Source organism: Streptococcus acidominimus, from assembly GCF_001921825.1.
GTDB classification, from domain to species: domain Bacteria; phylum Bacillota; class Bacilli; order Lactobacillales; family Streptococcaceae; genus Streptococcus; species Streptococcus acidominimus.
This window is the reverse complement of record NZ_MSJL01000003.1, coordinates 50,808-74,405: the sequence shown is the minus strand read 5'-3', so window position 1 is coordinate 74,405 and position 23,598 is coordinate 50,808. Positions and strand designations below refer to the sequence as shown.

The 23,598-nt window shown below is 41.5% G+C and carries 33 protein-coding genes, 1 tRNA gene and 2 pseudogenes; all 36 read right to left on the bottom strand.

Translation table 11 applies throughout. From position 1 onward, the window contains the following. Positions 1-44: 44 nt before the first annotated feature. Positions 45-755, bottom strand: a pseudogene (locus tag BU200_RS01215) (CHAP domain-containing protein); the annotation flags it as partial. Between the two features lie 100 nt (positions 756-855). Next, the gene (locus tag BU200_RS01210; protein ID WP_075098412.1) at positions 856-1,083 is read right to left on the bottom strand and encodes a phage holin; all 228 of its coding nucleotides are present in this window, start codon (positions 1,081-1,083) and stop codon (positions 856-858) included. Continuing rightward, positions 1,084-1,380 (bottom strand): DUF7365 family protein, encoded by a 297-nt coding sequence (locus tag BU200_RS01205; protein ID WP_075098411.1) that lies wholly within the window; start codon positions 1,378-1,380, stop codon positions 1,084-1,086. Positions 1,381-1,388: 8 nt separating this feature from the next. Continuing rightward, positions 1,389-2,504: a G5 domain-containing protein gene (locus BU200_RS01200; RefSeq protein WP_075098410.1), complete on the bottom strand. Its 1,116-nt coding sequence runs from the start codon at positions 2,502-2,504 to the stop codon at positions 1,389-1,391. A 37-nt stretch (positions 2,505-2,541) separates the two neighbouring features. After that, positions 2,542-2,670: a hypothetical protein gene (locus BU200_RS11635; protein ID WP_280523029.1), complete on the bottom strand. Its 129-nt coding sequence runs from the start codon at positions 2,668-2,670 to the stop codon at positions 2,542-2,544. 25 nt (positions 2,671-2,695) lie between these two features. Then, the gene (locus BU200_RS01190) at positions 2,696-3,118 is read right to left on the bottom strand and encodes a DUF1366 domain-containing protein (protein ID WP_075098408.1); all 423 of its coding nucleotides are present in this window, start codon (positions 3,116-3,118) and stop codon (positions 2,696-2,698) included. Position 3,119: 1 nt separating this feature from the next. Next, positions 3,120-3,560 (bottom strand): DUF1617 family protein, encoded by a 441-nt coding sequence (locus tag BU200_RS01185; protein ID WP_075098407.1) that lies wholly within the window; start codon positions 3,558-3,560, stop codon positions 3,120-3,122. Positions 3,561-3,571: 11 nt separating this feature from the next. Further along, positions 3,572-6,493, bottom strand: a complete 2,922-nt coding sequence (locus tag BU200_RS01180; protein ID WP_075098406.1) for a gp58-like family protein — start codon at positions 6,491-6,493, stop codon at positions 3,572-3,574. A 31-nt stretch (positions 6,494-6,524) separates the two neighbouring features. Continuing rightward, positions 6,525-6,875: a DUF6711 family protein gene (locus BU200_RS01175; RefSeq protein WP_075098405.1), complete on the bottom strand. Its 351-nt coding sequence runs from the start codon at positions 6,873-6,875 to the stop codon at positions 6,525-6,527. A 9-nt stretch (positions 6,876-6,884) separates the two neighbouring features. Then, the gene (locus BU200_RS01170; RefSeq protein WP_075098404.1) at positions 6,885-9,956 is read right to left on the bottom strand and encodes a hypothetical protein; all 3,072 of its coding nucleotides are present in this window, start codon (positions 9,954-9,956) and stop codon (positions 6,885-6,887) included. Positions 9,957-9,981: 25 nt separating this feature from the next. Continuing rightward, positions 9,982-10,350, bottom strand: coding sequence for a hypothetical protein (locus BU200_RS01165; RefSeq protein WP_244912622.1), 369 nt, complete (start codon positions 10,348-10,350; stop codon positions 9,982-9,984). Between the two features lie 17 nt (positions 10,351-10,367). Continuing rightward, positions 10,368-10,742, bottom strand: coding sequence for a DUF6096 family protein (locus BU200_RS01160; RefSeq protein ID WP_075098403.1), 375 nt, complete (start codon positions 10,740-10,742; stop codon positions 10,368-10,370). Between the two features lie 12 nt (positions 10,743-10,754). After that, positions 10,755-11,171: a phage tail tube protein gene (locus BU200_RS01155; RefSeq protein ID WP_075098402.1), complete on the bottom strand. Its 417-nt coding sequence runs from the start codon at positions 11,169-11,171 to the stop codon at positions 10,755-10,757. Positions 11,172-11,174: 3 nt separating this feature from the next. Next, positions 11,175-11,543: a hypothetical protein gene (locus BU200_RS01150; protein ID WP_075098401.1), complete on the bottom strand. Its 369-nt coding sequence runs from the start codon at positions 11,541-11,543 to the stop codon at positions 11,175-11,177. Further along, the gene (locus BU200_RS01145) at positions 11,540-12,055 is read right to left on the bottom strand and encodes an HK97-gp10 family putative phage morphogenesis protein (RefSeq protein ID WP_075098400.1); all 516 of its coding nucleotides are present in this window, start codon (positions 12,053-12,055) and stop codon (positions 11,540-11,542) included. The genes BU200_RS01150 and BU200_RS01145 overlap by 4 nt, the downstream gene beginning before the upstream one ends. After that, the gene (locus BU200_RS01140; RefSeq protein ID WP_244912623.1) at positions 12,043-12,333 is read right to left on the bottom strand and encodes a hypothetical protein; all 291 of its coding nucleotides are present in this window, start codon (positions 12,331-12,333) and stop codon (positions 12,043-12,045) included. Before BU200_RS01140 ends, BU200_RS01145 begins: the two co-directional genes overlap by 13 nt. A 13-nt stretch (positions 12,334-12,346) precedes the next feature. Next, complete coding sequence (locus BU200_RS01135) at positions 12,347-12,652, bottom strand: phage head-tail connector protein (RefSeq protein ID WP_075098399.1); 306 nt, start codon at positions 12,650-12,652, stop codon at positions 12,347-12,349. A gap of 9 nt (positions 12,653-12,661) precedes the next feature. Beyond that, positions 12,662-12,844 carry a hypothetical protein gene (locus BU200_RS01130; RefSeq protein ID WP_075098398.1) on the bottom strand — a complete coding sequence of 61 codons (183 nt, stop codon included), beginning with the start codon at positions 12,842-12,844 and terminating at the stop codon, positions 12,662-12,664. Next, positions 12,834-12,998, bottom strand: coding sequence for a Rho termination factor N-terminal domain-containing protein (locus BU200_RS10575; RefSeq protein ID WP_083609320.1), 165 nt, complete (start codon positions 12,996-12,998; stop codon positions 12,834-12,836). Before BU200_RS10575 ends, BU200_RS01130 begins: the two co-directional genes overlap by 11 nt. After that, positions 12,998-13,843, bottom strand: a complete 846-nt coding sequence (locus tag BU200_RS01120; RefSeq protein ID WP_075098397.1) for a N4-gp56 family major capsid protein — start codon at positions 13,841-13,843, stop codon at positions 12,998-13,000. Before BU200_RS01120 ends, BU200_RS10575 begins: the two co-directional genes overlap by 1 nt. A 3-nt stretch (positions 13,844-13,846) precedes the next feature. After that, entirely contained in the window at positions 13,847-14,431 is a 585-nt protein-coding gene (locus BU200_RS01115) for a DUF4355 domain-containing protein (RefSeq protein WP_075098396.1), read from the bottom strand. A 108-nt stretch (positions 14,432-14,539) separates the two neighbouring features. Continuing rightward, on the bottom strand, positions 14,540-14,749 hold the full coding sequence (locus tag BU200_RS01110) for a hypothetical protein (protein WP_075098395.1): 210 nt from the start codon (positions 14,747-14,749) through the stop codon (positions 14,540-14,542). Continuing rightward, entirely contained in the window at positions 14,721-14,873 is a 153-nt protein-coding gene (locus tag BU200_RS11215; RefSeq protein ID WP_169822872.1) for a hypothetical protein, read from the bottom strand. The genes BU200_RS01110 and BU200_RS11215 overlap by 29 nt, the downstream gene beginning before the upstream one ends. Positions 14,874-14,938: 65 nt before the next feature. After that, positions 14,939-15,349, bottom strand: coding sequence for a hypothetical protein (locus BU200_RS01105; RefSeq protein ID WP_075098394.1), 411 nt, complete (start codon positions 15,347-15,349; stop codon positions 14,939-14,941). Next, positions 15,342-16,943 (bottom strand): minor capsid protein, encoded by a 1,602-nt coding sequence (locus BU200_RS01100; RefSeq protein ID WP_083609319.1) that lies wholly within the window; start codon positions 16,941-16,943, stop codon positions 15,342-15,344. Before BU200_RS01100 ends, BU200_RS01105 begins: the two co-directional genes overlap by 8 nt. Next, positions 16,855-18,303, bottom strand: coding sequence for a phage portal protein (locus tag BU200_RS01095; RefSeq protein ID WP_075098393.1), 1,449 nt, complete (start codon positions 18,301-18,303; stop codon positions 16,855-16,857). The genes BU200_RS01100 and BU200_RS01095 overlap by 89 nt, the downstream gene beginning before the upstream one ends. Before the next feature lie 11 nt (positions 18,304-18,314). Continuing rightward, on the bottom strand, positions 18,315-19,589 hold the full coding sequence (locus BU200_RS01090) for a PBSX family phage terminase large subunit (RefSeq protein WP_075098392.1): 1,275 nt from the start codon (positions 19,587-19,589) through the stop codon (positions 18,315-18,317). Continuing rightward, positions 19,582-20,019 carry a terminase small subunit gene (locus BU200_RS01085; protein ID WP_280523030.1) on the bottom strand — a complete coding sequence of 146 codons (438 nt, stop codon included), beginning with the start codon at positions 20,017-20,019 and terminating at the stop codon, positions 19,582-19,584. The genes BU200_RS01090 and BU200_RS01085 overlap by 8 nt, the downstream gene beginning before the upstream one ends. A gap of 59 nt (positions 20,020-20,078) precedes the next feature. Beyond that, on the bottom strand, positions 20,079-20,576 hold the full coding sequence (locus BU200_RS01080; protein ID WP_075098390.1) for a hypothetical protein: 498 nt from the start codon (positions 20,574-20,576) through the stop codon (positions 20,079-20,081). A 9-nt stretch (positions 20,577-20,585) separates the two neighbouring features. Further along, the gene (locus BU200_RS01075; RefSeq protein WP_075098389.1) at positions 20,586-21,503 is read right to left on the bottom strand and encodes a DUF6731 family protein; all 918 of its coding nucleotides are present in this window, start codon (positions 21,501-21,503) and stop codon (positions 20,586-20,588) included. Between the two features lie 112 nt (positions 21,504-21,615). Continuing rightward, positions 21,616-21,703: transfer RNA gene (locus BU200_RS01070), tRNA-Ser, on the bottom strand. 78 nt (positions 21,704-21,781) lie between these two features. Then, positions 21,782-22,219 carry an ArpU family phage packaging/lysis transcriptional regulator gene (locus tag BU200_RS01065; RefSeq protein WP_075098388.1) on the bottom strand — a complete coding sequence of 146 codons (438 nt, stop codon included), beginning with the start codon at positions 22,217-22,219 and terminating at the stop codon, positions 21,782-21,784. Positions 22,220-22,347: 128 nt separating this feature from the next. Further along, a pseudogene (locus tag BU200_RS01060) lies at positions 22,348-22,676 on the bottom strand (class I SAM-dependent methyltransferase). A gap of 3 nt (positions 22,677-22,679) precedes the next feature. Then, the gene (locus BU200_RS11630; protein ID WP_282956226.1) at positions 22,680-22,814 is read right to left on the bottom strand and encodes a hypothetical protein; all 135 of its coding nucleotides are present in this window, start codon (positions 22,812-22,814) and stop codon (positions 22,680-22,682) included. 44 nt (positions 22,815-22,858) lie between these two features. After that, on the bottom strand, positions 22,859-23,110 hold the full coding sequence (locus BU200_RS01050) for a hypothetical protein (protein ID WP_075098386.1): 252 nt from the start codon (positions 23,108-23,110) through the stop codon (positions 22,859-22,861). Next, positions 23,098-23,502: a YopX family protein gene (locus BU200_RS01045; protein WP_075098385.1), complete on the bottom strand. Its 405-nt coding sequence runs from the start codon at positions 23,500-23,502 to the stop codon at positions 23,098-23,100. The genes BU200_RS01050 and BU200_RS01045 overlap by 13 nt, the downstream gene beginning before the upstream one ends. Positions 23,503-23,598: the final 96 nt, after the last annotated feature.

The window sequence follows — 23,598 nt, the reverse complement described above, 5'->3', positions numbered from 1 at the left end:
CAGCAAAAAATCCCGCCCAGTTTCCTGAGCGGGGTGTTGCTGTATTATTCCAAAGTTCCCCAAAGACTAATACGATTGCCGTTCTCGTCTGTTTGACCAATCGCCATATAATTCCGCTTCCCTGAATCTCCGATATAGGAAATCCAACGGAATCCGTTAGCTGACCCTTTACTATCGTAGTTGATTGAAGCGCCCGGTTGGTAAACATGAACAATCTCTCCATCTAAACTAGGCGCCCGGCGGACATTGATTGCTGTATCTACAAGAGTGAATGTTCCAGTCTCTGGAATCAATTCAATCTCACTAGAGCCTACACTTGTTGAAGCAGTAGAACCTCCTTGGTTATAAGGTGGATAGAACCAGCCTGTAACCCCCGTAAAATCACGAGTGTTGAAACGAGCTGGACCTCCAACCGTCAAAGCGTCCCAGTTTCCGTCAATGTTCTGCTCAACGGTTCGCATAGTGTAGCCGTCGCTATCTTCGATAACCACACCCGTATGGCCAAACCCATGGTCGGAAACTGCCATGACAAATACTGCCCCTGCCTGTGGATTGGCATCGGTTGGCATGCGGTGAACCTCCCAACCTGTCCCTGTTGCGCTATCTAACAGATCGATCGCATTGCCCCATAAATCCACACCAAACCAATTCTTGGCAATGAAGCAAGGCAGATCAGCGCACTGGGTGCCCCACATACCGTCTTTATCTACACCCATGCCTGAGTTTGCCAAATTAACAGAATACTGTACGATTTCATTTACTGTTGTCATTTACTTTTCCTCCATAACCATTCAAAAGCCTGTATCCAAAAATACAGGCTAATAAACATAGTCAATAGTATTGTTTTTGCGAACTTCATCGTTTTGGATGTGGATAGCTCAATGCTCGCTCGCTATCTGATAATCCTGCAGTTGTTGGATCGTTGATAATTCCCAGTAGCACTAAGATAATCAAGAAGGTGTTCACCCCTGCTTGGAAATTTTCTGGAACTGGGAATCCGAACTGTTGCAACATCAAGAAGATTGCTGCAAGAAGCGACGTCAAAGTCGCTTTATTCTGTAATCGTAATTTTAAGTTAATCATCTAATTATCCTTTCTGGTTAAACTTTTGACATCGTGACGGACTTCTTCCAACGTGGTAGACAAATGCTTGACTTGTTCCACTATTGCATACATAGCGCGATACTGTTCGTCGTGACCATCAAGTCGTATGGCGTTATGCACAGCCTTTGATTCAGCCTGCTCCACCTTCATTTCAAGAACTGTCATACGATGTTCTGCCTCTTTAATTTTTCCCTTATTGGTAACATACATGCCTAAAACGGGAATAGCTGTGCTAATTAGCCACAGCAAAAACTCTGCTTTGATATTCTCTGGCATACATTCTCTTACCCCCTCTCCGACCACTTGAAGCGGTTAAACTCAAGTGGAATCTCTTTCTCGCTTGATTGAGTCACACCAACGTGGCTTTGCCCTGCGTCTTCCCACGAGAGATTAGAGACGGTTACCTTGCGGATTTGAACTGATTCCAACTCTACGCTACCATCAGTACGGAAATGGTAGTACATAGCACTCCTGTCTTCTGGTACTGTAGCTACGAAGCTATATTCGGTCATTTCGCTAGAAATGTCAGAGAACTCCTGCATCTGATCAAAATTCTCAAAGCCAAATCGAATATCGGTTACTTTGTCACTAGTCTTGCGAGCTTTGATTAAAATCTCATAACTTCCTGCTTGAACATCATTAAGTGTTGAATAGGTGACTGCGCCATGTAATGAAGATGAGGTTATAAGTTGTTTTCCGTCCGCAAGCTCTTTCGACATACCGTCACCTAAAGTGTTCTCGAAGAAATTAGATTCCGCTAAATTATCCCCTTTTGCGATATTAGCGTAAGCTATATGTTTATGTAGTTTTGTGCCCTTACGAACAATTCGCTTGACAGGTTCTTTCAAAAGCTCTTCAGAAATCAACACATCACCTTTTAGAATTTGGCGAGCTAAGCCCTCCTCTCCCTCTTGTTCGACGACCTCTTCGCCGATATAGAGACTGCTATCTTCTATGACTTCTTCATCAAACGAAAATGCCACTTCTTCGATTCGCTCCACTTCTGATTCGTCAACTTCTGGATCTGGTTCCACTTTTGGCTCCGACTTACCAAAAGCTGATTTAGTCACTTCGATAGTGACAGAGTTTTCGCTTGGGAAGATATAGCCTCCGCAGGCAATCTCAACGTAGTAGAGCGCAGGCTCTAAAGTTTCTGTGATCGTAAACTCAACTTTTCCGTCCACAACTGTCGCAACTGTTTCGTAGACTGCTTTGATTTCCCCAGCCTCTAGCTCTTTAACCAAAACAATCTTTGCTTCTTTTCCGTCAAGTGCAGGGATTTTTTCTTTATGTTCATCTCGCAATTCGTAGGCAAAGTTAGACGAATAATCGTTCTGCTTAATTATCTTCCCGCCTTCAATCTGAACAAGACTTGTGCTATTTTTGCTTATTTTTGACATCTGTTTCCTCCTCTAATCTAAAAGAGTAGCCTTGCGACTACTCCTTGTCTAACCCTGTTTCTGACAATTTCACCAGCTCTTGTACTCGCTTACGGAATCGCTTCGGCACCTGCTCAATCGTAATCCAGTCTTCTAAAATTTGCATAGCATAAAAATTAATCATCATGATTTTTCCTCTTTCTGTAATATTTTTAATTGTTTTGAATAGCTTCTTCATGTTCATTTTCTGAAGTCTCCGTCTCAATATCTGTTTCCTCACTCTTAAAAAGCATAGCGAGAGCTTCGTTTAAGGTGAGAGAAACGGTCTTGACCATTCCCTTGACCTGTTCTACCGCTGCCTTGGCTTCCTCTGCTGAATCTTGCGAACTTTTAGCAGCTCGATTTGCCTCATTGACCTTATCGTTTAAGAGCTGGTCTGAGAAGTCTTTGACATACTTCAACGTGAACCAGTCAAGCGCTAGCTTAATCAACTCCGCATCTGAAGCCTGCGTGTGATCCCCGTCCAATGTCGCAATAAACAATACAGTTTCCCTCTCGTCTGCTTCCTTAACACCGACCAATGTCTTACCTGTTGTTGGATTAAAAGAAGCTGACGAATATAATCTTAATGCCATATTACTCCCCCACCTTTTCTACTTTTCCTGCTTCGTACTGATCCAGTAGTTGATCGACCAGCTCAACTTCACCTAGGGTTAATTCACCATCATATTCTGATAAGAACTCCAGAAAGTCCAGATAACGCTTCGAGTATTCGCCACCCTTGATAACGACTTCCTCATCTCGCAATTCGTTCAGAAGCTCATTGACCTCTTGCATTTTGCCTGGATCTATCATGATGAGATTTCCTGTTTCATCACGTTTAAACGTGCCGTTCTCTGTCACTGCAACATATTCTTTCAAGATTTCTGTTTCGTCCTGTAAGTACTCGTTCAGCTTACTAGCTGCATGAGCGGACAACTTAGCCCGGCCACGGTTAGCTTTCATGTTCCGAACTTCTACTTTTTCAAGAATTGTCATGAGAGTAGTTAAATCTTTGTTTTTAAGTGTTAATTGCATGTGTTCTCCTTCTACAACGTTCTATAATGCATTCTTGTATTATTTTTAAAATTATCATTAAAAGTTCGCAAAATTTCGAAAAGATTCCAAGACTGATCTTTGTAATCTGTGTGTTTCCAGTACAGATTCCCTGTGCCTGTAAAACCATGGCAGAACATGACAGTATCACCGTAAATTTCGATTTTATCTATTGTATTATTCGGACGGAAGACACGAATGCCAGCGAAGCGACCAGAACTCTGGGAATTGATTCCTTCAGAATGAGAGGTTACTCCCAGCCCTGCATAAACACCACCATAAATATCGTCGTTAAAATGTAAAAATGACGTGACTCCATTTTTTACGCGTTTCAAGGCGTTATTGCTGCTATTAAAATCTATCGTTGCGCTTCGATTGAAGCTGATCCCTGCGTTGTTCAAATTGATAGCCATTGCTCCGTTTAAAGCTGACAGCACGCCACTCTTAATCCGTGTTGCACTCAAATCAACCGCTTGAACTGCTGTGATAAATGCACGCTTAGAAACTAGATTACTGATAAGCGCATCATTTGCAACCAGCTTGTTAATCAGCGCAGTATCAACTCTCAGCTTGTCTGCTGTGATTGCGTTTGACTGAATCATATTAGATGTGATTGAATTGGCAGTCAAAATACCTGCACGGACACTATTCACATTCAGCTTATCTGCTGTGATAGAGCCATCTACTATCAGCTCTGCACCCATTTTGGGCATAATGGACAGATTGCACACCTCCCACACATCGGAAGACGATACATTCATGTAGAATCTGATACCAGCTACAGTCTTTCCGCTGGTTGTGGTAAATTTAGAAGTCAGACGAAAAGGTGCCTTGGTCGTGTTCGTAAGAATAGATGTATAGCCCGTTCCGACCTTGCTGCCGTCACTGTAGAACACCACGCAATAGAAGTACAGACTGCCGCTTCCAGATACACGCATAGCTTCTCCTGTTATCAGGAACTCCCTCTCATCAATAGACAAGGGAACGTCCATAACATACTCACTTCTAGAAACACGAGTACAGACATTGCGGTATTTCTCATTTACAAGGTTAGTCTGTCTAGAGGTAATGACCAACTTGTCTGTCATAGCCCGAATCGCTTCTGGTTGAACGGTAAGCATACTTGCAATGTTGTTCCCGTTCAGTTCCTTACCTGACCAAAACTGAATACGTCCATCCTCAATCAGAAATTCCGATTTTTTCAGCACATCACTATTCAAACTTTCAACCGTTTGAACAACCTTGTCCGCTTGGGTTTCAATCCTACTTATCCGCGCCGTATCCTGCGCTAATGCTTCTAATTGAGTACGAACTCCACGGACACTCTCCTCTTGTGTCCGCTTGTAGGTCTCAAGAGCCGTTAGATTACCTGCGTCATCAAATTTGCCACGAACTTGAGCAAGCTCATTTCGATACCGTCCTAACTCCTCTGATATTGTAGATTCAAAAGAGTTGCGCCAGCCTTCGCTATCTTCCTGTTGGCGTAACAGTTGTTGCGATAGAGTGTTCTGCTGTCCAGCTAGTGTATTCGCCAAAGTATTCGCTTGAAGAGCATTTTGAGAAGCTTTGCCAACTAACGTCTCATACGCTGTTAATGCTTGACTTAAAGATTGATAGCTTTCTGAAATCCCAGATTGCATATTACGCTCTACGGCACCAATCAAGGCTTCCAACTCCTCCTTTGAGGCTGTTAAACGCTGATCTAAAGCCGTCTTATCTCTCTGCGCTTCTGCACGCTGTTCTGCTAGCTTACTTTCGATTTGTGTTGCTAGCGTAGCTCGAGATTGTTCAGCTTCTGCCTTAGCTTGTTCGATACCTTCTTTCACGCCTTTTTGAAGAGCACTAAACTTTTCATCGAACTCCCTATCCTTGTATTCAATTTGTTGCTGAACCTCTGCTTCCAGATCTGTGGATAGTTGCTGGATTTGTTTGATCAGAAATCCCTTATAGCTATACTGTGTATCATTGCTAGCTTTACTATCCGCACTGATTTTCGATTTTAGACCACCCTTGAATACGAAAGACTGGCTCAATACAGGTACTTTGTAGGTCTCGTTCTTGTTTGTTTTTAACGTTACCCACTGCCCCACTTCTAGCTTGAGATGCCCCTGCCAATCAAGACTGTAGGGATAGTATTTAAGATTTTTCAGTTCGTCGTACAAATCGTCTAAGATGTTCTGGATCATGAAACTATTTTCTAACTCCAAAGAACGACCTGTTCGTAATCCAACCGTCAAAGTTTCCTTGTCCTTCTTACAAGTAATACCCGCGATCTGATACTCAATCTCGCTTTTTCTTAAACCGTGCAAAAAATAATTATCTGCAGTGATCGTGATATTCGACTCGATCAATCCCCGGATCTCCAACTTCCCTTGGCGATTAAAAAAAGCAGAAGAGCCAAGTAATTGGATTGCTTGGCTTAATACTTCCCTGAAAGTAATATCTTTTTTAGCAGGCTTAGATTCAATATGGTGTTGAATCGCTCTAAAACCTAAATTGTCCGTCTCTAAAACAACGCCCGTCTTAGCGCAAATCTCTCGAACGACATCTCGAATCTGAGCGGGATAAGCTAAATCTGACACATAAGGTTGATTAAGTTTGAACATCCCGTCCATAAGATCCAGCTCAGTTGTGTTCCTATTTCTGTCAATATTAATATCGTTGATAAAATATTCGCCCATTTGAACCCATTCATAGTTGTTGTCAACCAGTAGCCCAATTTCTGGATAAATCTTATCCAGTTTTCTGAATGTAGTAATGATAGAAGTAAAAGTTATTTTTGCAGAACCTGCAACTGTTCCGCCAGGCTTAAACGTATCACCACTGATATAGCCATAGCTGAAACTAGCCTCTTTGATGTCATTCGAGGTATACTTCCCGGCTCGAATAGCAAGTTTCCTATCTCTCGCCAACATAGCTTGATTAAATGTTACCGTAGAAATCACCTTACCTTTCTATCAAATTAAATTTTAGACCACTCCAAGGTTTCAATCTCTCTGTGAATGAGTAAGCCGGAGCGGTCCTATCGCCAACATAGAAAGTCTTGATTGTCTGTCCTAGCATAGGATCTGGATAGGACACTGGAAAAAATACAGGTTGAACAGCTGTCTGAATTTTAACCATTTCAGCCTGTGTTAACATTCCCCATTCGCACTCTAGCTTACGCTTCGTTGTAATTCTATCCCTAACCATATCGCCATTAGCATTGCGACCAGTCTCTCCGTCCACATCATTGACTGAAACTTGAAAACTTTTAGGAGGTACTACTGTAACTCCGTTAATAACTAAATTACTCATATGTTCCTCCTAAATGTTAAGCAGGAGTTGTCCTGCTTGTTCTTGAGCTTTATTGATTTCATCAATGGTAAAGCGCCCAAACTCTCTGCTACCAATCTGGATAATAATATCTCCACTCGGCCAGTTTGGTGATTGCGACAATCCACCACCAAGGGCATTGACAACTGCTCCACCAACAACGCGTCCCATTGTTTGTAAGAAACCAGTATTTTCAAGTGGCATAACAACCTCTTTACCTGCTTCACCAATCATGGCCACTGTTGGACTGTCTACTATACCACCGCGAGCCAATCTCGGGAGACTGACACCACCGATATAGCCCAGCGAAACTCCAGGAAGAGCGTTGATAATACCAATAACACCATTGATCATATCGATAAAGCCGTTCACAACATTTTCAATCGTTCCTAAAACAGCATTTACTGCTCCTCTGAAAGCACCGCCAACCGCATCGCCTACAGCTTGACCAGCATTGACAAAGATACCTTTCACAGTATCCCATACGCCAGAGAAGAACGACCCTATGTCTTTGAAAGCTCTCTTGACCGCTTCAAAAGCTTCAGAGAATTTTTCACCGATCCAGGTATCAGCAGCGCTTAAAGCGTTTTTGATATCATTCCAACGTTCGCCAAACCATTTGCCTAGATCTTTAAAGATACGGACAATATCGTCCCACCAACGTTGAAACTCACCAATCAGTTCATCGACATCAATCCCTAGAGCACGCAGAATCGCTTTAATAATACCAGCGAATAGATTCTTGATACCTTCCCAAGCTTGCTCCCAATCGCCAGTAAAAACTCCTGTTAGAAAATCTAGTAAACCAGATAACGCTAAAGCGACATCGCCAATAATTTCGGCAATAGTTCCAATCGTTTCAATAAGGTTCGTAAAAAACACTTCACCGATAATGGCTAATAGAGGCATTAGAATGTTAGCTAAGGATTCGAAATGGGGTTTTAGAGACTGTTCCCAAAATACTGTTAGAATATCAATCAGACTACCTATAGCTTTTCCGATATTATCAAGGGCTGGAGCTATCTTTTCGTCATAGACTTCCGAGAACAGCTTCCCGAAATTCTCTAGTACAGGATTTATATAGGTATCGTACCCGTCAACCAACGTTCTTACGATATCCGAGATACCACTCGAAAAAGAATCTATAAACGGCGAAACGTGCTCATCATATATCTTCGTGAGTGTAACACCTAACCTATCCACAAACTGCTCTAGCGTTTCAAAGACTGGGGCAATATTCTCTAACGAGGCGCGAATCGCGTCCCCTAAAGCAGGCATATTCTCAGTGACAATACGCTCGAAGCCTTTAAACACATCCCTTGCAAGACTGCTTCCAACTTCCATCATACTGCTACCAGCGCTTAAGAGCGCCGACACAAAGGCACTACCTATCCGGACAGCTCCTGACGAGGTAATAACATCGTAGAATGTCCCCGAAATGCTCTCTGCTATGTTTCCGATAGCTTGAGCAATGTCACCACTGTTATCGAAAAGGGTAGCTAACGCACGAACGATGCGCTCTTTTTGCCTCTCAAGACCGTTTGCGATACTTTCTGCGATAAATACACCTATACCGATCACCACAGTCCCAATAGAACCTGTTACCTGTCCTAAAGCATACGCTATCTTCTCAGTCATTTTGCCAAACGAAGTCACCACACGTTCATCTGTCACAATTTCACTCAATGTCTTCTTGATTCTATCAAGAGCTTTTTTTATACGCTCTAATCCATCAGAACGAAAAGCACTGTTGAAACCTTTTGAAAACAAGTCAAAGAGCGGCTTTAGTTTCGCTCCCCAACCATCAAAGATACTCTTGAACTGATTGTCCATATCTTCAAGTGCGATTTCAGGTAAGATATCCGCAGGAGAGCCCCCGCCCTTACCTTTTCCTTTTCCGCCATTACCACCAGTCCCATCTGAATCATCATCCTTGTTTAAATTCAACGTAGTGATTTCATCAAAACCTGCTAAACCTAGTAACTCCTTAGCAGCCTTTTTAGCAGCTTTCGCGGTATCATCGAGATTTCCAGCTGTGCCGTCAGATGCGTCATCAACATCACTCATTGCATCACCAAGTCCACCCACTGCATCTTGGGCATTCTTGGCACTGTCTGCGACAGCTCCCATAGCTCCGCCATTTTTCACAGTCGCTTTCTTGTTAAACATTAGGGCGATAAACTCCGCAAGTTTAGCAGTAACGTTCTTAAGTGCCATAGCTAATGAATTAAGCACAGGCATTATCGCATTTAGAATTGGCAATAGCGCATTACCGATATTCAATGCTGCATCACTCAACAGAGATTTAAACAGACTAATTCGACCGTTTACAGACTGCTGCAAGGTATTACCGTACTTAGCTGTTGCCTGCTCCAGAATAGCCATTAAGCGTATCTGTTGCTGGGTGTTGTAGTCTAAATCTTTCCAAGACTGACCATTCGCAAAGCGCTTGAACGCCTCGGTTGATTCAATCATCGCAATATTGACGTTGATTCCTAGGTCTTCTATCGCTTCTGTATTCCCTAGCAACCCTGAACGGATACGCTCCATGACATCCGTCATAGTTCGACCAGTCCCTTGAGCAATGACCGCAGACGTCTGCAACATCTTACCTGTGTAGGCGCTCAACTTATTAGAATCTTTTATGAAATTTGAAAACAGATTGGAATAGACCGCTCCGTAATTCGTCGCCTCTGCGACACTCATGTTCATAGCATTTGCATTATTATCAATCCATTTTAAAAAGGCTTGTGAGCTTTCACCCATTTGGCGCCTGATTTGGTTAATAGAAGCTGTGACCTCAAGAGCCATCTGCGTTGAATACTTGCCTAGGTCAAGCATCTTCTTGCCAACATATGCAAGAGCCGCAAATTTAGCTAATTTTCCAAATGCTGCACCAATGCCGCTTGTATGCTTACTAACAGTATCTTTCATCTTGCTCGTACTTGCTTGAACCTTTGATTGAGTTTGTTTCAGCTTCCCTTCCATTTCTTTTATTTTTTTCTGAAATGGGGCAATCTCACCTTCAATAATAACTCGAAGCTCCTCTAATGTAGTCGCCATATAGCCTCCTTTCATTCATGTTCATTTATTCGGAAGATTTGAATCTTCCTCTCGTGCGTTCTGCAAATGCACGCATACGCGCTTTGTGTTCCTCTAGCTCGCGTTCAGCCCTAAGTTGTTCAGTCCGCTCTCGAACGTCGCTGAAAATATCCGGGTAAAAATCCCATACTTCCGGCTCTTTCCCATCGCTTTGGAGCATTAAAGATACATAGCTCGCAATCATCTGCGCCTGTTTATATCCATGCATCGCTCTTAGCTTCTGACTTGAAATAAAGTTGCGATTATAACTTTCTACTAAGTCCTTCAACTCTTGTAGCGTATAATCCCAAAAAGAAAACGGGGCAATTCCAGCATCTAAAGCAGTAGGATAGAACCCGTCAATCAATTCTGTCACTGAACAAGGTTCAGAACCTAGTCGACTACTGTCAATGTCGGTTCTTTCGTTTCCTTGTCCTTCGGAATAAAACCCGATACTTCAAACAGAGGCATAATGACATCTGTCATCAACTCTGTTTGACCATATCCATCGTCAATGTAATCATCGAACAAATCGTAGACATCATCTAGTTTTGTTCCATGGTGGAACTTTTGCAATGCTCCGTGGATAATCACAAGCATGACCTTTAGAGGAGGTAAATTGAACTGTTCGCCCGGTTTCGGCATGAAGATTTTAAGCAAGTTTACACCTAATTTCTCCTCTACCTCGCAAACTTGTCGTGTGCTAAGACGCAGCTTATATTCTTCATTCTTAACTGTCCATGTGGTATAAGGTTTACGTACTGACATTTAGTTCCCTCCTTACAGCGCTACTGGATCGGTAAATTCCAAATCCGATTGCAAAGCCAATTTCAAAGTAAACTCAATAGCCGAGTTCACACCACCGCCACCTAATTTCACAGCGATTTGAGCAGAAAAATGCACTTTCGTGCCGTCCGGATATTCCTGCTCAAAGTGGCGAGTAGCCTTGGAATCTGCGAGTTTACGCAGCGTTCGGTAACTAGCTTCCGCTTTCGAGTTCTCATACTTGAACTTGTATTCCAATTCCCCAGCATCACCGATACCAAATTCATATTGTTTAATGGTATCTGCTAGAGTAGTATTCTCTACTTTTTCTGGATCGATACCAAGCTCCGGTACTTCTTTCAAACCTTCAAGAATTGCATAATTTGAGCCTTTGGTTTCGCTCATTTTTAGTTTAATTCCATTTGCTAACATGTATTAACCTTCCATTCTGTATTGATATACTATGTGCGATTTAAGGTCCAAGATACCCTCAAATCGCATAATTTTATGTCGTAGATGCGTTGGGTCTGGTGTATCTACACTAGAGGTACGCTTCAGACCAAGCGAGAAGAAAATTTCATCAATCGCTACCGCTAAATCTGATGTGCTATCATTGTGAAAAATATCCACCTTATACCGTAAATACGACATCTGTTCTTTATCATCTGTAATTTCATGAGGTTTATTCTCCTCTTCCAGATAAATAATAACTGGGAAATTTTCCCAATCCTGTGGATATGTGTCCGTCACATTATCCGTGATTTCTTTTAGCTTATTATAAATAATGGGCTTGATATTTATCATTTGCTGACCTCTTCGATTAGTTTTCGCTTGATATAGCGGCCTATGACCTTCGACACTTGATCGGTATTATCCTTTAAAGCTGGATAGAGATAGGGCTGAGCAACTTGACCATACATTTTATAAAATTCACCATGCTTAGGGAATTTATAAGGACCTACATCAATTTGCGATTCGTGAACATACCAGGGTGTACTGCGATAAGAAACATTGACATCCGGAGAAATACCTGCATGGTTTGCAGCCCCTTTCGGGCCTGTACCAAACTCAACATAAGCACCGTGTTCTGATGTACTAACCACTTCTGCCGTCGGTAAGTTGTCAGAATTTACCCTACGAACCTTTATACCTCGACGTAGGTCACCATAGTTAACAGGCGCTCGCAACTTAGCCTCTGCCTGTACCACGTTCTTAGCTGCATTATGGACGGCTCTACCTGTAATCTCAACCTGCCTCTGGCTAGACAGGCGCTGCAGTTTTGCGATTAGTCTATCCGCCCCAACTAATTCCGACATTGTTCCAACTCCAATAACTGATGATTAGTGTAGCGCTTAATCGAAACAACCTTGTGAGTTACTTTCTCACTATCAATACAAAAACCGTCGCCCTCTTTGACGACTGTCTCACTATCTATCAAGCAATTAAGGATATACGCTAATCGCTGACCATATAGCTCTGATTGTACCTTGCCACTTGCTGGCCATATCTCAGCGTATATTTCCGTTGCAGTATCGCTATACGCGGCTTTCTTTATGCCTTCGTCACTAGTAGTTACGACCACCTTGCGAATCATATATGGCTTCAACCTATTCCGCTTCAAACGCACGACCAGACACCCTTGCGAGCCTATGACTTCTGATACCGCTTAAGACAGTTTCAGATAGCCCGTCTTTATAAGACACAGACACGCCCCCTTCACTTCGTGATAGCTCCCCTTCGCTTCCTTGACGATTGTACAATTCAATAGCAACTTCTAATTGTAAACCTTCCAGCGCTGGGGTTAATGTAGTACGATTCGTTTCGATCAAAATAATATTTTTAGCCCTTAAAAGCAAGGACGAGAGGATTTTATAATCACTCTCGCCTATTAAAACCTTTAAATCATTAAGCATAAAAGCCTCCTATTTTGTTGAAGCGCTCTTTTCTTTGATTTCTTCGATGTAATCAGATAGCTTCACATCTTGCAGCTCAGCATTCTTTCGCATTTCGTTATAACGCTCTGGGGTAATATCAATATCTGCTCCTACTGGATATTGATAGCCTAGCTCATTATCCGTGAATTCTTTTTTTACTTTATAGTGCATTTAGAGCCTCCTGCAGTTCTTCTTTTGTCATAGTGGAATAGCCTTCGATTTTCTTTTCTTTCGCTAAGGCTTTCAATTCCTTAAGAGACAAGTCAAGAGGTTTTCTAACCTCTTGAGCCTGTTTCTTATGGTGGCGACGCAATAACATACTCATTACGCACCTCCGAACTTAACCACCTTAGTTGGGTCATAGAGGTAAACGCCGTAATGCTCATCCCCTGTAATAACTATTGTCTTTTTGATGATGTCACGGTCAGACTCAATCATCACATCGCGTTTTAACATGATAACGAAAGCGCCGTATTTTGCTACATCGTCTGTATCAGTTGAAGCAGCAGAGACCTTAACAAGAAATCCTTTGCCTTCTTCAACTTTCTTAGAACGCACGATTTGCGCGCCGCCAGCTTCTCCAAAGGTTCCAGATACAACCATATTTGTGCCAAGTTCTGAACCCTTAATCCATTCCTTGGCTACAGCAGCTTTCAATTTAATGGCATCTTTCGGATTAATAATCGCTACATAGCGAGCATCTTCTTCATCTTCAAAAATTTCCAAAGCTTTATCAATCGCCTCAAGTGTTGTAGGTGCTTCTGCGATATTCTGAGTCGCTGTTTTAGCGGCAGCAACTAAATCATTATCAATTTTATTTGCGATTGCAAGACCAAGCTGATGCACAGCTTGCCCAATCGGGTCGCCGAGTCCAGACAAGACTGCTTCGTCAGTAATTTCATAACCTTTCGCAGCCTTTTTGATAGTCATTGTGCTTTTTCCAGTTTCGAGTTGGTCTAGCGGAATCGCTTCACCTTCTCCAATTTCGGTCGCATCGCCTGCATATTTCCAATGCGGAACTGTCAAAGTGTCCCCGGGTTGACCTTGCAATGTTCGCTCCAGATAAGCAAGCGGTGTAAATTTGATTAACGTACTTAACTTAGCTGATACCATATCTGCCATTACTTCTGGATTAATCATCTGTGCTAATTTAGTAGTTCCTGTTGCCATTTTCTATTTTCCTTTCAATTGTGCATAAAGTTCAGGGTTCTTTTGAATCAACTCATTGCGATCCTTGTAACCCATTTTGTCAAATTGCTCCTTAGTGATTTCGTTAGAATCAGCGGGGGCTTTCTTCATCGGTGCGCTACCTTTCATCTTGTCTGCTACACCTTTTTGTACAGCTGCCTCCCAAGATTTTTGCAGAGCATCGATTGAATTGCGTACACTGTCCGCATCTGTAAGATCGACCACATCTACCAAATCAATCGGTAAGTCACGTTCACTTAGAATTGTTTTAGCTTCTGCAGTTAGCTCTCTGCGTGCAATCTCTGCTTCACGGTCGGCAAGTTCCTGCTCACGCTTGTCAAGCTGATATTTCTGCTTGTCTTCTGCATTCATCTTGGCCAGCTTCTTTGCTTCAGATTCAGCTTTTTCCTGCTCAGCCTTAAATTTTGCAAACTTCTTATTGATGATGTCATCAACATCCGCATCAGTGTACTTTTTTTTGCCTTTTTGGTCTGTAATAACTTGTTCAGGTTCAGCTGCTACCTTATTGTCATCTTCGACCACTTCGACTGTTTGTGTTTCTTCGTTCATTGCGAACCTCCTATGTTTTAAGTCGTCCCCGACTATTGAATTCCATAGCTTTTTGTGCCTTCAATGCTTGGGCAAAATAAAAACCGCCTCAACTTTGAAACGGTTAGATTATTTACGATTGAAAAATGATTTTTTCTTGTGCTTCTTGAGCGTACTCACCTCATCATGCAAAATCTTTAGCTCGCTATTTGTAGCTAGTGCATTCCGCTCAATAAGATTCCAAAGTTGACTATTTTGATCAACCAAGAAATCAATTGTGCTTTCTGCGATTCGCATACGGCTTTCAAGTTCATGCTTTCTTTTCTTTCGTTTGTTCATGGTTGTTAACTCCTAAAAACTTATTTTTAATCTCTACAAGTAAATCATATTCACTTTTTGGGATAGTAATCATTGCTGGACTAGTTGTTATTCCAGTGAAATTACCTTCTATGCGTTTTTCCATTACTTCCTCCTGTTTTTGGATATAAGAAAAGCGCCTAGATTATTCTAAGTGCTTTAAAATATTGATTACAGCGGTGTACCAATTCTTCGAATGGTATCTAACTCCAGAAAATGTTTATCCGGATAGTCAGAAAAACTTGCTGCCGAATACTGCCGCTCAACATGCCATTGCCAAGCTTTTTTGCTCAAATTGGAACTAGGTAAAGGCGTGAGAGATAAGTAGTACTGCTTTCTTTCTTCAAGTTCTTCAGGAGTATACTCTCTGCTAACCAAGAGCCCCAAATCATAAGCTTGATACTGAACTCCAGGCGGCAATTCTAGCCACTCATCGCGAGAAGACGGTATAGAATCAAAACGTCGTAAAAAAGCTTCTTGTTTCTCAGAGATGAACTTCAAAGCTTCTTTATCATTTTTAAAACTCATATTACGCCAAAACCAGTAACTTAATACCCTTTTTTTCAATGATTGTTCATTCATTAATTACCAACTCCAATTCTAAAACTCCCCTATCCATGTCCACATTTAAAATTCTATACTTTGTATTTCGCGCTACCATGAATTCTTTTTCTGAAGGGTGAGTAGAATACTCGCCGACATACAGGCCTTTGGTCTCTTTTGGAGAATTGATAACAAGCTTATAGCCTTCGCCAAAATTATCTGTTGCATACTCTGAGATACTAGTACTCACATATGCTTTAAACTCACTCTCTTGTTGAAGAGCGATAAACTCACTGTAGTCTATGTGACGAAATAATTGTAAGTCATGCCCTAACCGATTAGTATTCAATGCGTTATCAAGCATCTTTACAGTAGCTGGGATATCATAATATGCGTCCATTTCAATGTCATCTAGAAACCGTTGATTACGTAAATATCTATTTATTTGACCTGAAAATGGACCAGTGTATTCTTGCAAGGCGTTTTGTTCTTCACCTAGCAGCTTACGCCACGAGCTATCTGATTGTTTCTGCAATGCTCGCTCAATTTCAACATCTGCAACCTTGTAGTCTCTATCTTGATTATACACCTTGTCGCTTACTTTTTCAACATACTTCTCATACCAATCATCGTAGGTCATATCTGCTGGCACTTGAATCGTCTTGCCTGTCTCTGGATCTCGTGCGCTTCTAGTTACCTTGGTTAACCACTCATCGTCATCTAACGCTATCGTATCTGACCGGCACCATGGATGAAGTGGAGGATAGTTTTTTCCTTTTACACGCTCACTAACTCTGTAAACTTTACCGTCGTGTTCTCGACAAATGCTAGACGTCCTCAGATCCAACGTAGCTAGAAAACGATAGTATTCCACATCGGCTTCTTCATAAGCCTTAGCTTCCATTTCTGCATGGAAGTGGTTTGCCTCGGTTCTAACAAGTCTACGAGCGTTATTCTTGCCTTTGGCAAATTTAGCGTCAATAGCGTCTGCTGTTTCATGGCTAGATCGCCCTGTTAACAAACCAACCGCTAGCTCCTTCTGTAATTCATCAGCTAATTGCTGAGTGTTCCCCCAAATACGCTGAGAATAGTTAGCTCCTAACCATGGCATGTGTTGAATTGCTTTGATTTCTTCTGGGTCTATCTTGTTAAAAGCAAAGGCGACTCCTGCTTGTTGGTGCAAATCGAATATTGAATGATAATAGGCATCTGAAATGAACTCGCCGTAAAACTCATTAGAAGCCCGTTTCTCGGCTTTATACAGTCGGGTGGATAATTTACCCACCTCTTGCTGTAGACGCTCGTAGCGCTCAATTCTTGAAGCGTACGGGGCTGAATCAAGTAAAATTAGCAACTGGCGTATCTCTTCGCTGTCTGTTGTGTTCCGCAGGGCTTGTTTCAACTCTCGGATATTCGTCAAATTCTTCACATTATCCAGAACTCGTTGCGCTTCAACTTTGGTCAATCCGTGGTCACGTCGGTAGCTCTCAAATATCCGCTCAATTTTGGAAGTAAGTTGCTTATTGGCCAACGAATAAACTTCATCAAACTTCTTTGCGACCTGCTCGGCTCTGTCCATTTCTTGAACCATTCGTTGAGCCTTGCGTTTCTTCCAATAGTCCAGACTCTTCATCTTCTAGCTCCTCTTCATACGGCAAGTTCTGGCTAAATGCCGGCTCTTGCTCCTCTTTCTCTTTTTCAAGAGCTTCAAGTTCCGCATCGGGGTCTTCTACAAACGGGAGCAAGGATATAAGTTGACGCAAGCTGACTTTGCCGTTAAGATTGCTGATAATTTGGGACAGTTCCAGAATATTTTTAGGTAAACCACGACTGAACTGCGGAACGATAGATTTTGCATTTTTGGCAATCCGTTCCATGTTTGAATATTCCGCAAACAATTCTATACGCTTTCGCAACCCGCGTCTGTAGTATTGCTCCTTCGTTTTCGTCACCATTTCCAGACCTAGCAACTTGAACTCCATAGCAACACCCGAACTATTTCCGGCGAAATTTTCATCAGTCAAATTAGGAATATGACTGAAGGTATAGATGTCTTCTTTAATCGCATTACGCAAGACCTCAACTGCGTTTTCGTCTAATGTGTTAGTCAAAAATTCCGCTTTTGCTTCCGGAGGCAATTCAAGCAAACCGTCCTCGCGTAATATCCGCATAGCCTCGTGTGCTTCTTCCTCGGTATCTGCCAGTTGAGCGCCATAGAGTAGCAAAATAGACTCAATCGCTTGCTCTTTGTCATTCACTCGATTTCCTGTCAATGAATTATAAGCATCAATCAAGCTGATCTGTTGTTCATAGTCTCCAATCGCGAACTTATTATTGCGGTATTCAATGACTGGAATGTTTGCAAACTTATGCTCAGTCGTTTCTTCGGCCACAGCTATTCCCTTAGAATCATCATTCAAATTCAAGTGGTAGTGTAGACGTTCCGTCAGCACCTCTGCGCGATACGAAACAGAGCTATCTGTCGCATCTTTGACTTGATAATAATAAACAGCAAATAGAGGTTTCTGTTCAATAGAATCATCGTATACCATAAATGTATTTTCAGGTTCTAGGCTAACAGCATCTACAGTGTTCTCACCTTCTCGAATATAAAGATATTCGTAAGCCCGCCCATAAATAGACATATTCAAGGCATTATCGCTGTCTACTTGGTCAATATCAGCTTCATCAAAAGCTAGCAATAACTTTTCTAAATCGGCAGCAGCTGTATTCTGATACTTAATGCTACTCCCCAAAAAGTAACCAGTAGCAGTATCAGCAATATCCTTGGCGTGATTGCACACTGTCTTGAAGTTTGGCTTACCTTCCCTTCGTGTGTGGTTCAAAATATCATGTTTACCTAGGTAGTAATCCTTTAGCGTTTTTAAACGAGAGCCTTCTGTCGCATGTTCCTGAATCAGCTTGTGAATAAGCTTCTTATCAAGTTTCTGCTCATCGTATTCCTCTCGTGGGTAAGTTAAAATCTGTTGCATGCGTCTCCTTTCTACAAACCATACAAGGATTTACGTTTTACCGTAGCCTTGGCGTTTCGCATATCGTCCTCAAAAGCGTACCTCGTCGCATCTATGGTATGGTTGTCCTTATCCTCTAGTCGATTGCGAGGATTGCCGTCTTTATCTGTAGCATAATCAATATTTTCAAATTCTCTGGCGATATTGGGTGTTCGCTTAGGATCTATGATAATTTCGTCCAAGTCATCAAGCCATTTCTCACCAAATTCAACAGAATCAGGTCCTTTTTTGACCTGAGTAACGTGAGATATGCCATACTCGTAACGTAGCTCATCGTTTGATTTAGGCTCTACTTCTGCATGTATTCTGTCACGCTGATAGCCTTTTCGCTTCAAACTTTCGGCAAGCATACGGTTGCTTATCTTCACGCCGTAGATTTCATCAACTGCATATATCCGCCTTCGCTTCTTGTCGTAGTGCCAACGTACGAAGGCCAACGGATCATTTGCATACCCATAATCCAGTCCATTCCGTAGATTATCAAACGAATTGAACTCCATGTCTGTAATTTCTCTAAAAGTCAAATTATCGAACGGTACAACTCCTGAACCTACAGCCTTACCCAAATACTCCCATTCGTATCGAATTTGCGAACGCTCTCGGGTAGATTCTGCTTCCTCGACAAACTCTTTTGCGATGTAGGGATTGTCAAAATAAGTTGAATGGTGCACATAGGTATTGTTAAGCTGAATCACACTTTCGTATTTCTTATTCACCCAAGACTGTTTCCGTTTGGGAGGATTGTATGAAAAAAAGAACTTGTAAAAAAGTCCTTCGGGTAATTCTCCACGGAGTAGTGAGTTAGTAATAATCTTGACTTCGTCCTCCGTCTTAAACTCAGCCAGCTCCTCAATCCAAGCGAACGCGAACGGGAAACGGCTATCTTTCAATGATTTAATTCGTTCCGGTTCTTGTGCACCGCGAAAAATAATATAATTCCCTCTCGGTAGATATGTAATGCGAAGCGGAGATTTATTGAAACGAAAAAAGGCCTCTACGCCTTGTTCGTAGATTGCCCATTTAATTTGCTCGTAAACAGATTGCTCAAGTGTATTGTCAACCTTACGGATACAGACCGCATTACTCGCATATCTCATCACTAACTGGACAAGTATGTGTGCGATATCTGACGACTTGCCGGAACCACGACCGCCTTTACAGATCACGTTAAGATAGCGAGGAGTGATTGCTGCACTCCAAACGGTACGAAACTTTGGAGGCAAGAGTTCTGATAACTTTCTAGTCATCTGCAAAACCTCCAATATCATCTACGAAAGTAACGTTTGCAGTAACATCAGCCTCGACCTTATCCGTCCAAAGTCTGTGCCGCTTACCGAGCAACTCTGCTGCTTTAATTCGGTCTTTTGCGCCGACCTCGATGTCATCTATGGATTGGACGCCTTCGCCTTGACCACGGAGAATCTGTTCTGTCTGCTCTCCTCGCATGACCGAAGTCAGGTAGGATAAAACTTCTTCTTGCGTTGCGACCTTCTCGGATTCTAGCTTTTTCAGTCGGTCGTCTATATAGGATTTTATTCCGACATTTTCCAACAATTCGGACGAACGAGCCTTCGCATATTTTTTGCTATATCCTGCTTCAATCGCTGATTTATAAGCATTTCCGCTGATGATGTACTCATCTGCAAAGCGTTTCTGTTTTAAAGTCAGTTTCGTCAATTTTCCACCACCTCCAATCAAATCAAAAAAGTCACACGCTTGTGTGACTAGTGCATATTTTATTTTTTTAATTTCGGTTTTACATTTTTTATCTCTTCTGCCTTTGATGTTTCTCTAAAATAAATTGTGAAGATAAAATAAGTTACCATGCTGCTCATTAATACAAAGTTGATCGCAGAAACAACAAATATATGAGCTAGAAGTAAATTTTCTAATTCATTCACGAGATACAATCTATAAAACATACATACCAATACATTCACGATTCCTAAAGCAAAAGGAATCACTAAGGAAAAAACAAACTGCATTTTAGCAATGTGACTATCAAGAATATTTATCATGACCTTTGATGTCTTTGATATGGAAACCAATATGCCTAATAGAGCACCTAAAAAACCCGTTAAAATTGATGAGAAATTGAGTACATCTCCAACAAAGTCCGAGTGATTTTTGAAAGAAATCAAATATGGTACAGCAAAATAGCTAAAGATAATAGAAAATACTAAAAACGCAGACAGAGCCATCCAAAACCTATTTTTGCTTAAAAAATTTATCATTTTTTCTCCTTACTTTGAAAAGTTACGTAGCGCCTTACTCCTTCCCTGCTCATTATAAATAATTTCCATCTCAGCAAATACTGAAGTTGGATTCAAAACTTTCGATTCATGAAACGGAAAATCATATTCATCACTAATTTTTCCAGAAACTAAATCTACTGTTTCAATTCTTGAAGTCAAGTCGCGTCCACGAACAGACAACTTACTGACACTACCGTCTATATCATAAGACAAAACATTTTCAACAACAGAATCTGGCAAATATTCTCTACTAGCTTTGCTATCTTTCTTAGCAGTGATTGTTATTTCTATATCAAAATACGGGCTGTCTATCGAGGTACTTTTTGCAGAAATAGCATCAAACAAATCTCCTACGAAACCTCCTTGTTTAAAAGTTTCGTTCGCCTTCATAGATATTGATCTATAACCTAAAAGACTGTCAACTTGTTTCCTTGGTGACAAGTCAATTATAATAGGCAATCTAATATCATACGTGCAACCAAATTCCGATAATAGAGAAGACATAAACCACTCTATCCTACTAACAGTTATTGAATTCCGATTTACCTGAACCATAAAAATATTATTTACAGGGTCGTACAAAAGCGACATTTTTTCTCCTAAAAACTCATCATCTTGAAGATCCAAATCTTTCGATTCTCCCCTCAATGAAGATCTACTAGGGTAATTGTAATCTCTCAACTTCTCAATAACTATATGATAATACGAGTTTATTGTTACAGGCGGCAACACTCTTTCTAATTTATATTTCGTCCCCTGCAATTCATAAACAAACCTATCCGCCCCCACTCTATACCTAGAGGCTACCTCATCAAATAATTCACTGAAATCAACTGCTACATCTCTACCATCCTCATGACCTATCACTTCGCAATAATAAAATTTCACTTTTTTTACTTTCACCATATGATTTTTCTCCATACATTTTATCAATTTAATAATACTACTAAAAAAGCCTTTACACAATAGTGCATCAGGCTTTTTTGATAAAAATATGGAATTTTTGCATAAAATGCAACGGAGAGTGCAGGATTCGAACCTGCGAGAGCGATTTGCACCCTATCCGTTTAGCAAACGGACGCAATCAGCCACTCTGCCAACTCTCCAAATGGCGAGCCACCTCATACTCGCCAATCTTTCGACAATACCATTTTATCACGAAAAAACGTATAGAAACTCCACTGTTATTCCGCTATTTTTCCGCTCAGAGCAACTAAACTTCCGCTTCTATAGAGTTCCGCAAAAGCTAGCAAAGCATTGTTTACAATCTCATGATAGCGCGTTTTCTCGTACCCCAGCTCTTCCTCTAGTTCCAAGTTAGATTTTGGGTGTCTAACTAAGTACAGTTCATAAAGTATCTTCCGTTGGTATAGATTAAATAAATGCCCCACTGCATACTCAATCGCTTCAAGCTCCGCCTCGGCATCTACCCGATTGATAGCTAACCTCTCAACGGGACGGCTTGGCGTTCCATGCGACTGTCTTGGTTCAAAGGAGTAGGTAGCGGTGACCTTTTGACCGTCAACATCGCCTGCAATCCGTCGCCAGCGTGGATATTCTCTTAGTTTTCTCTTAGCATTCTTGATTGTCTGTTTCTCATCAATTTCTGGAAAAAAAGTCACGTCGCTGTCTCCTTATGATATAATATTAGTGAGTTTATTATTCACAGGAGTCAGCGCATGCTGGCTTTAACGAGCTTCATTCTGCTTCTAGCATTTTTTAATTTCGTAAAAAATTCTTTTTTAGTCATCTAATCACCAACTTTCACAAATACCATCCAGTGCGTTGTACCTCTCTGCTGGCCAAACAATGGCTTGAACGGTATAGCCTTTAAAATTTCCCTAACATTTATCTGACAATCAGACCATTTAAAAATCAAAGTTCCGTTCGGTTTCAACACTCGCATACACTCTTCAAAGCCTTTTGCTAAATCCTCTCTCCATGTAACTTTAGCGAGTTGGCCGTACTGAGCTTTCATAATCGAATTAGGGCCTGCCCATTTCAGATGTGGCGGGTCAAATACAACTAGCTATCGAACCAAAACATGCGACTGCCGCAACAAGCATCTAATATTTTCATCTTTCACCCTCCCGGATAGCCTACATAGCGATTCAGTTCTTGCAGCTGCTGCGTGATGACTTCGTTGCGCTGTCGCAGACCGTCAATCTGCCACTGTAGCCGTTGGATTGCGGATACCATCAGAAACAGCGTAGTCAACAATAAGATTGCAACGAACATGACGGCTGATTTCATGTGTGTGGTCATGTTAACAACTCCTTTCCATTCTTAAATTCTTGCGACAATTTCTGCAACTCTTCTTCTGAAATATATGTCACACCTTTTTTCTTAATGTCAGACCAAATGCGATTGTATGTAGGTATATATTTAGGGACTTTCAGCCAGCCGTGATCATTTTTAAAACGGGAGTAGAGAACACCCTTTCGAACTTCGAAGATTACAATGTTTTTCCATGATGGGATTCGAAACGGTCTGTACTCGTCTAGTGGTTGCATGCGCCAACCTCCAATAGATCTGGGTTTTCGTAGATGTTGCCGACCACTTCAAACCAGTCTAAATCGTCTATAAAGTCAAACAATGTTTCTCCATCGTTCAAACCTAAACGAAAAGCTCCATTTTTCCAAGTTATCGCATATACTCCACATTGCTGTAAAGGTACTTCAGAGTAATGCCATTCAAGAATATCTCCCTCAAAGATTTCCACATCCGTCTTATCGAACAAGCCTGTAGATCGCATATGGGCGATGTCATCCGGGAGGTGTGCTGATAAAACTCCGTTTAGCCTAGTAGTAATCCTGCTTAGCTCATCCTTGTGCCAAGTCATTGAGGCAACAGATTCCATTCTTTGCTTTGATTTTATCCACGCCCTAAATTTCTGTGCTACCATTCTTCACCTCCTCATTTTTCTAAAAGTGTCATTACAAAAGATATAAATATAGCCCATATAATGCATATCCCGATAAAAACAACTGAACAAAGAAAT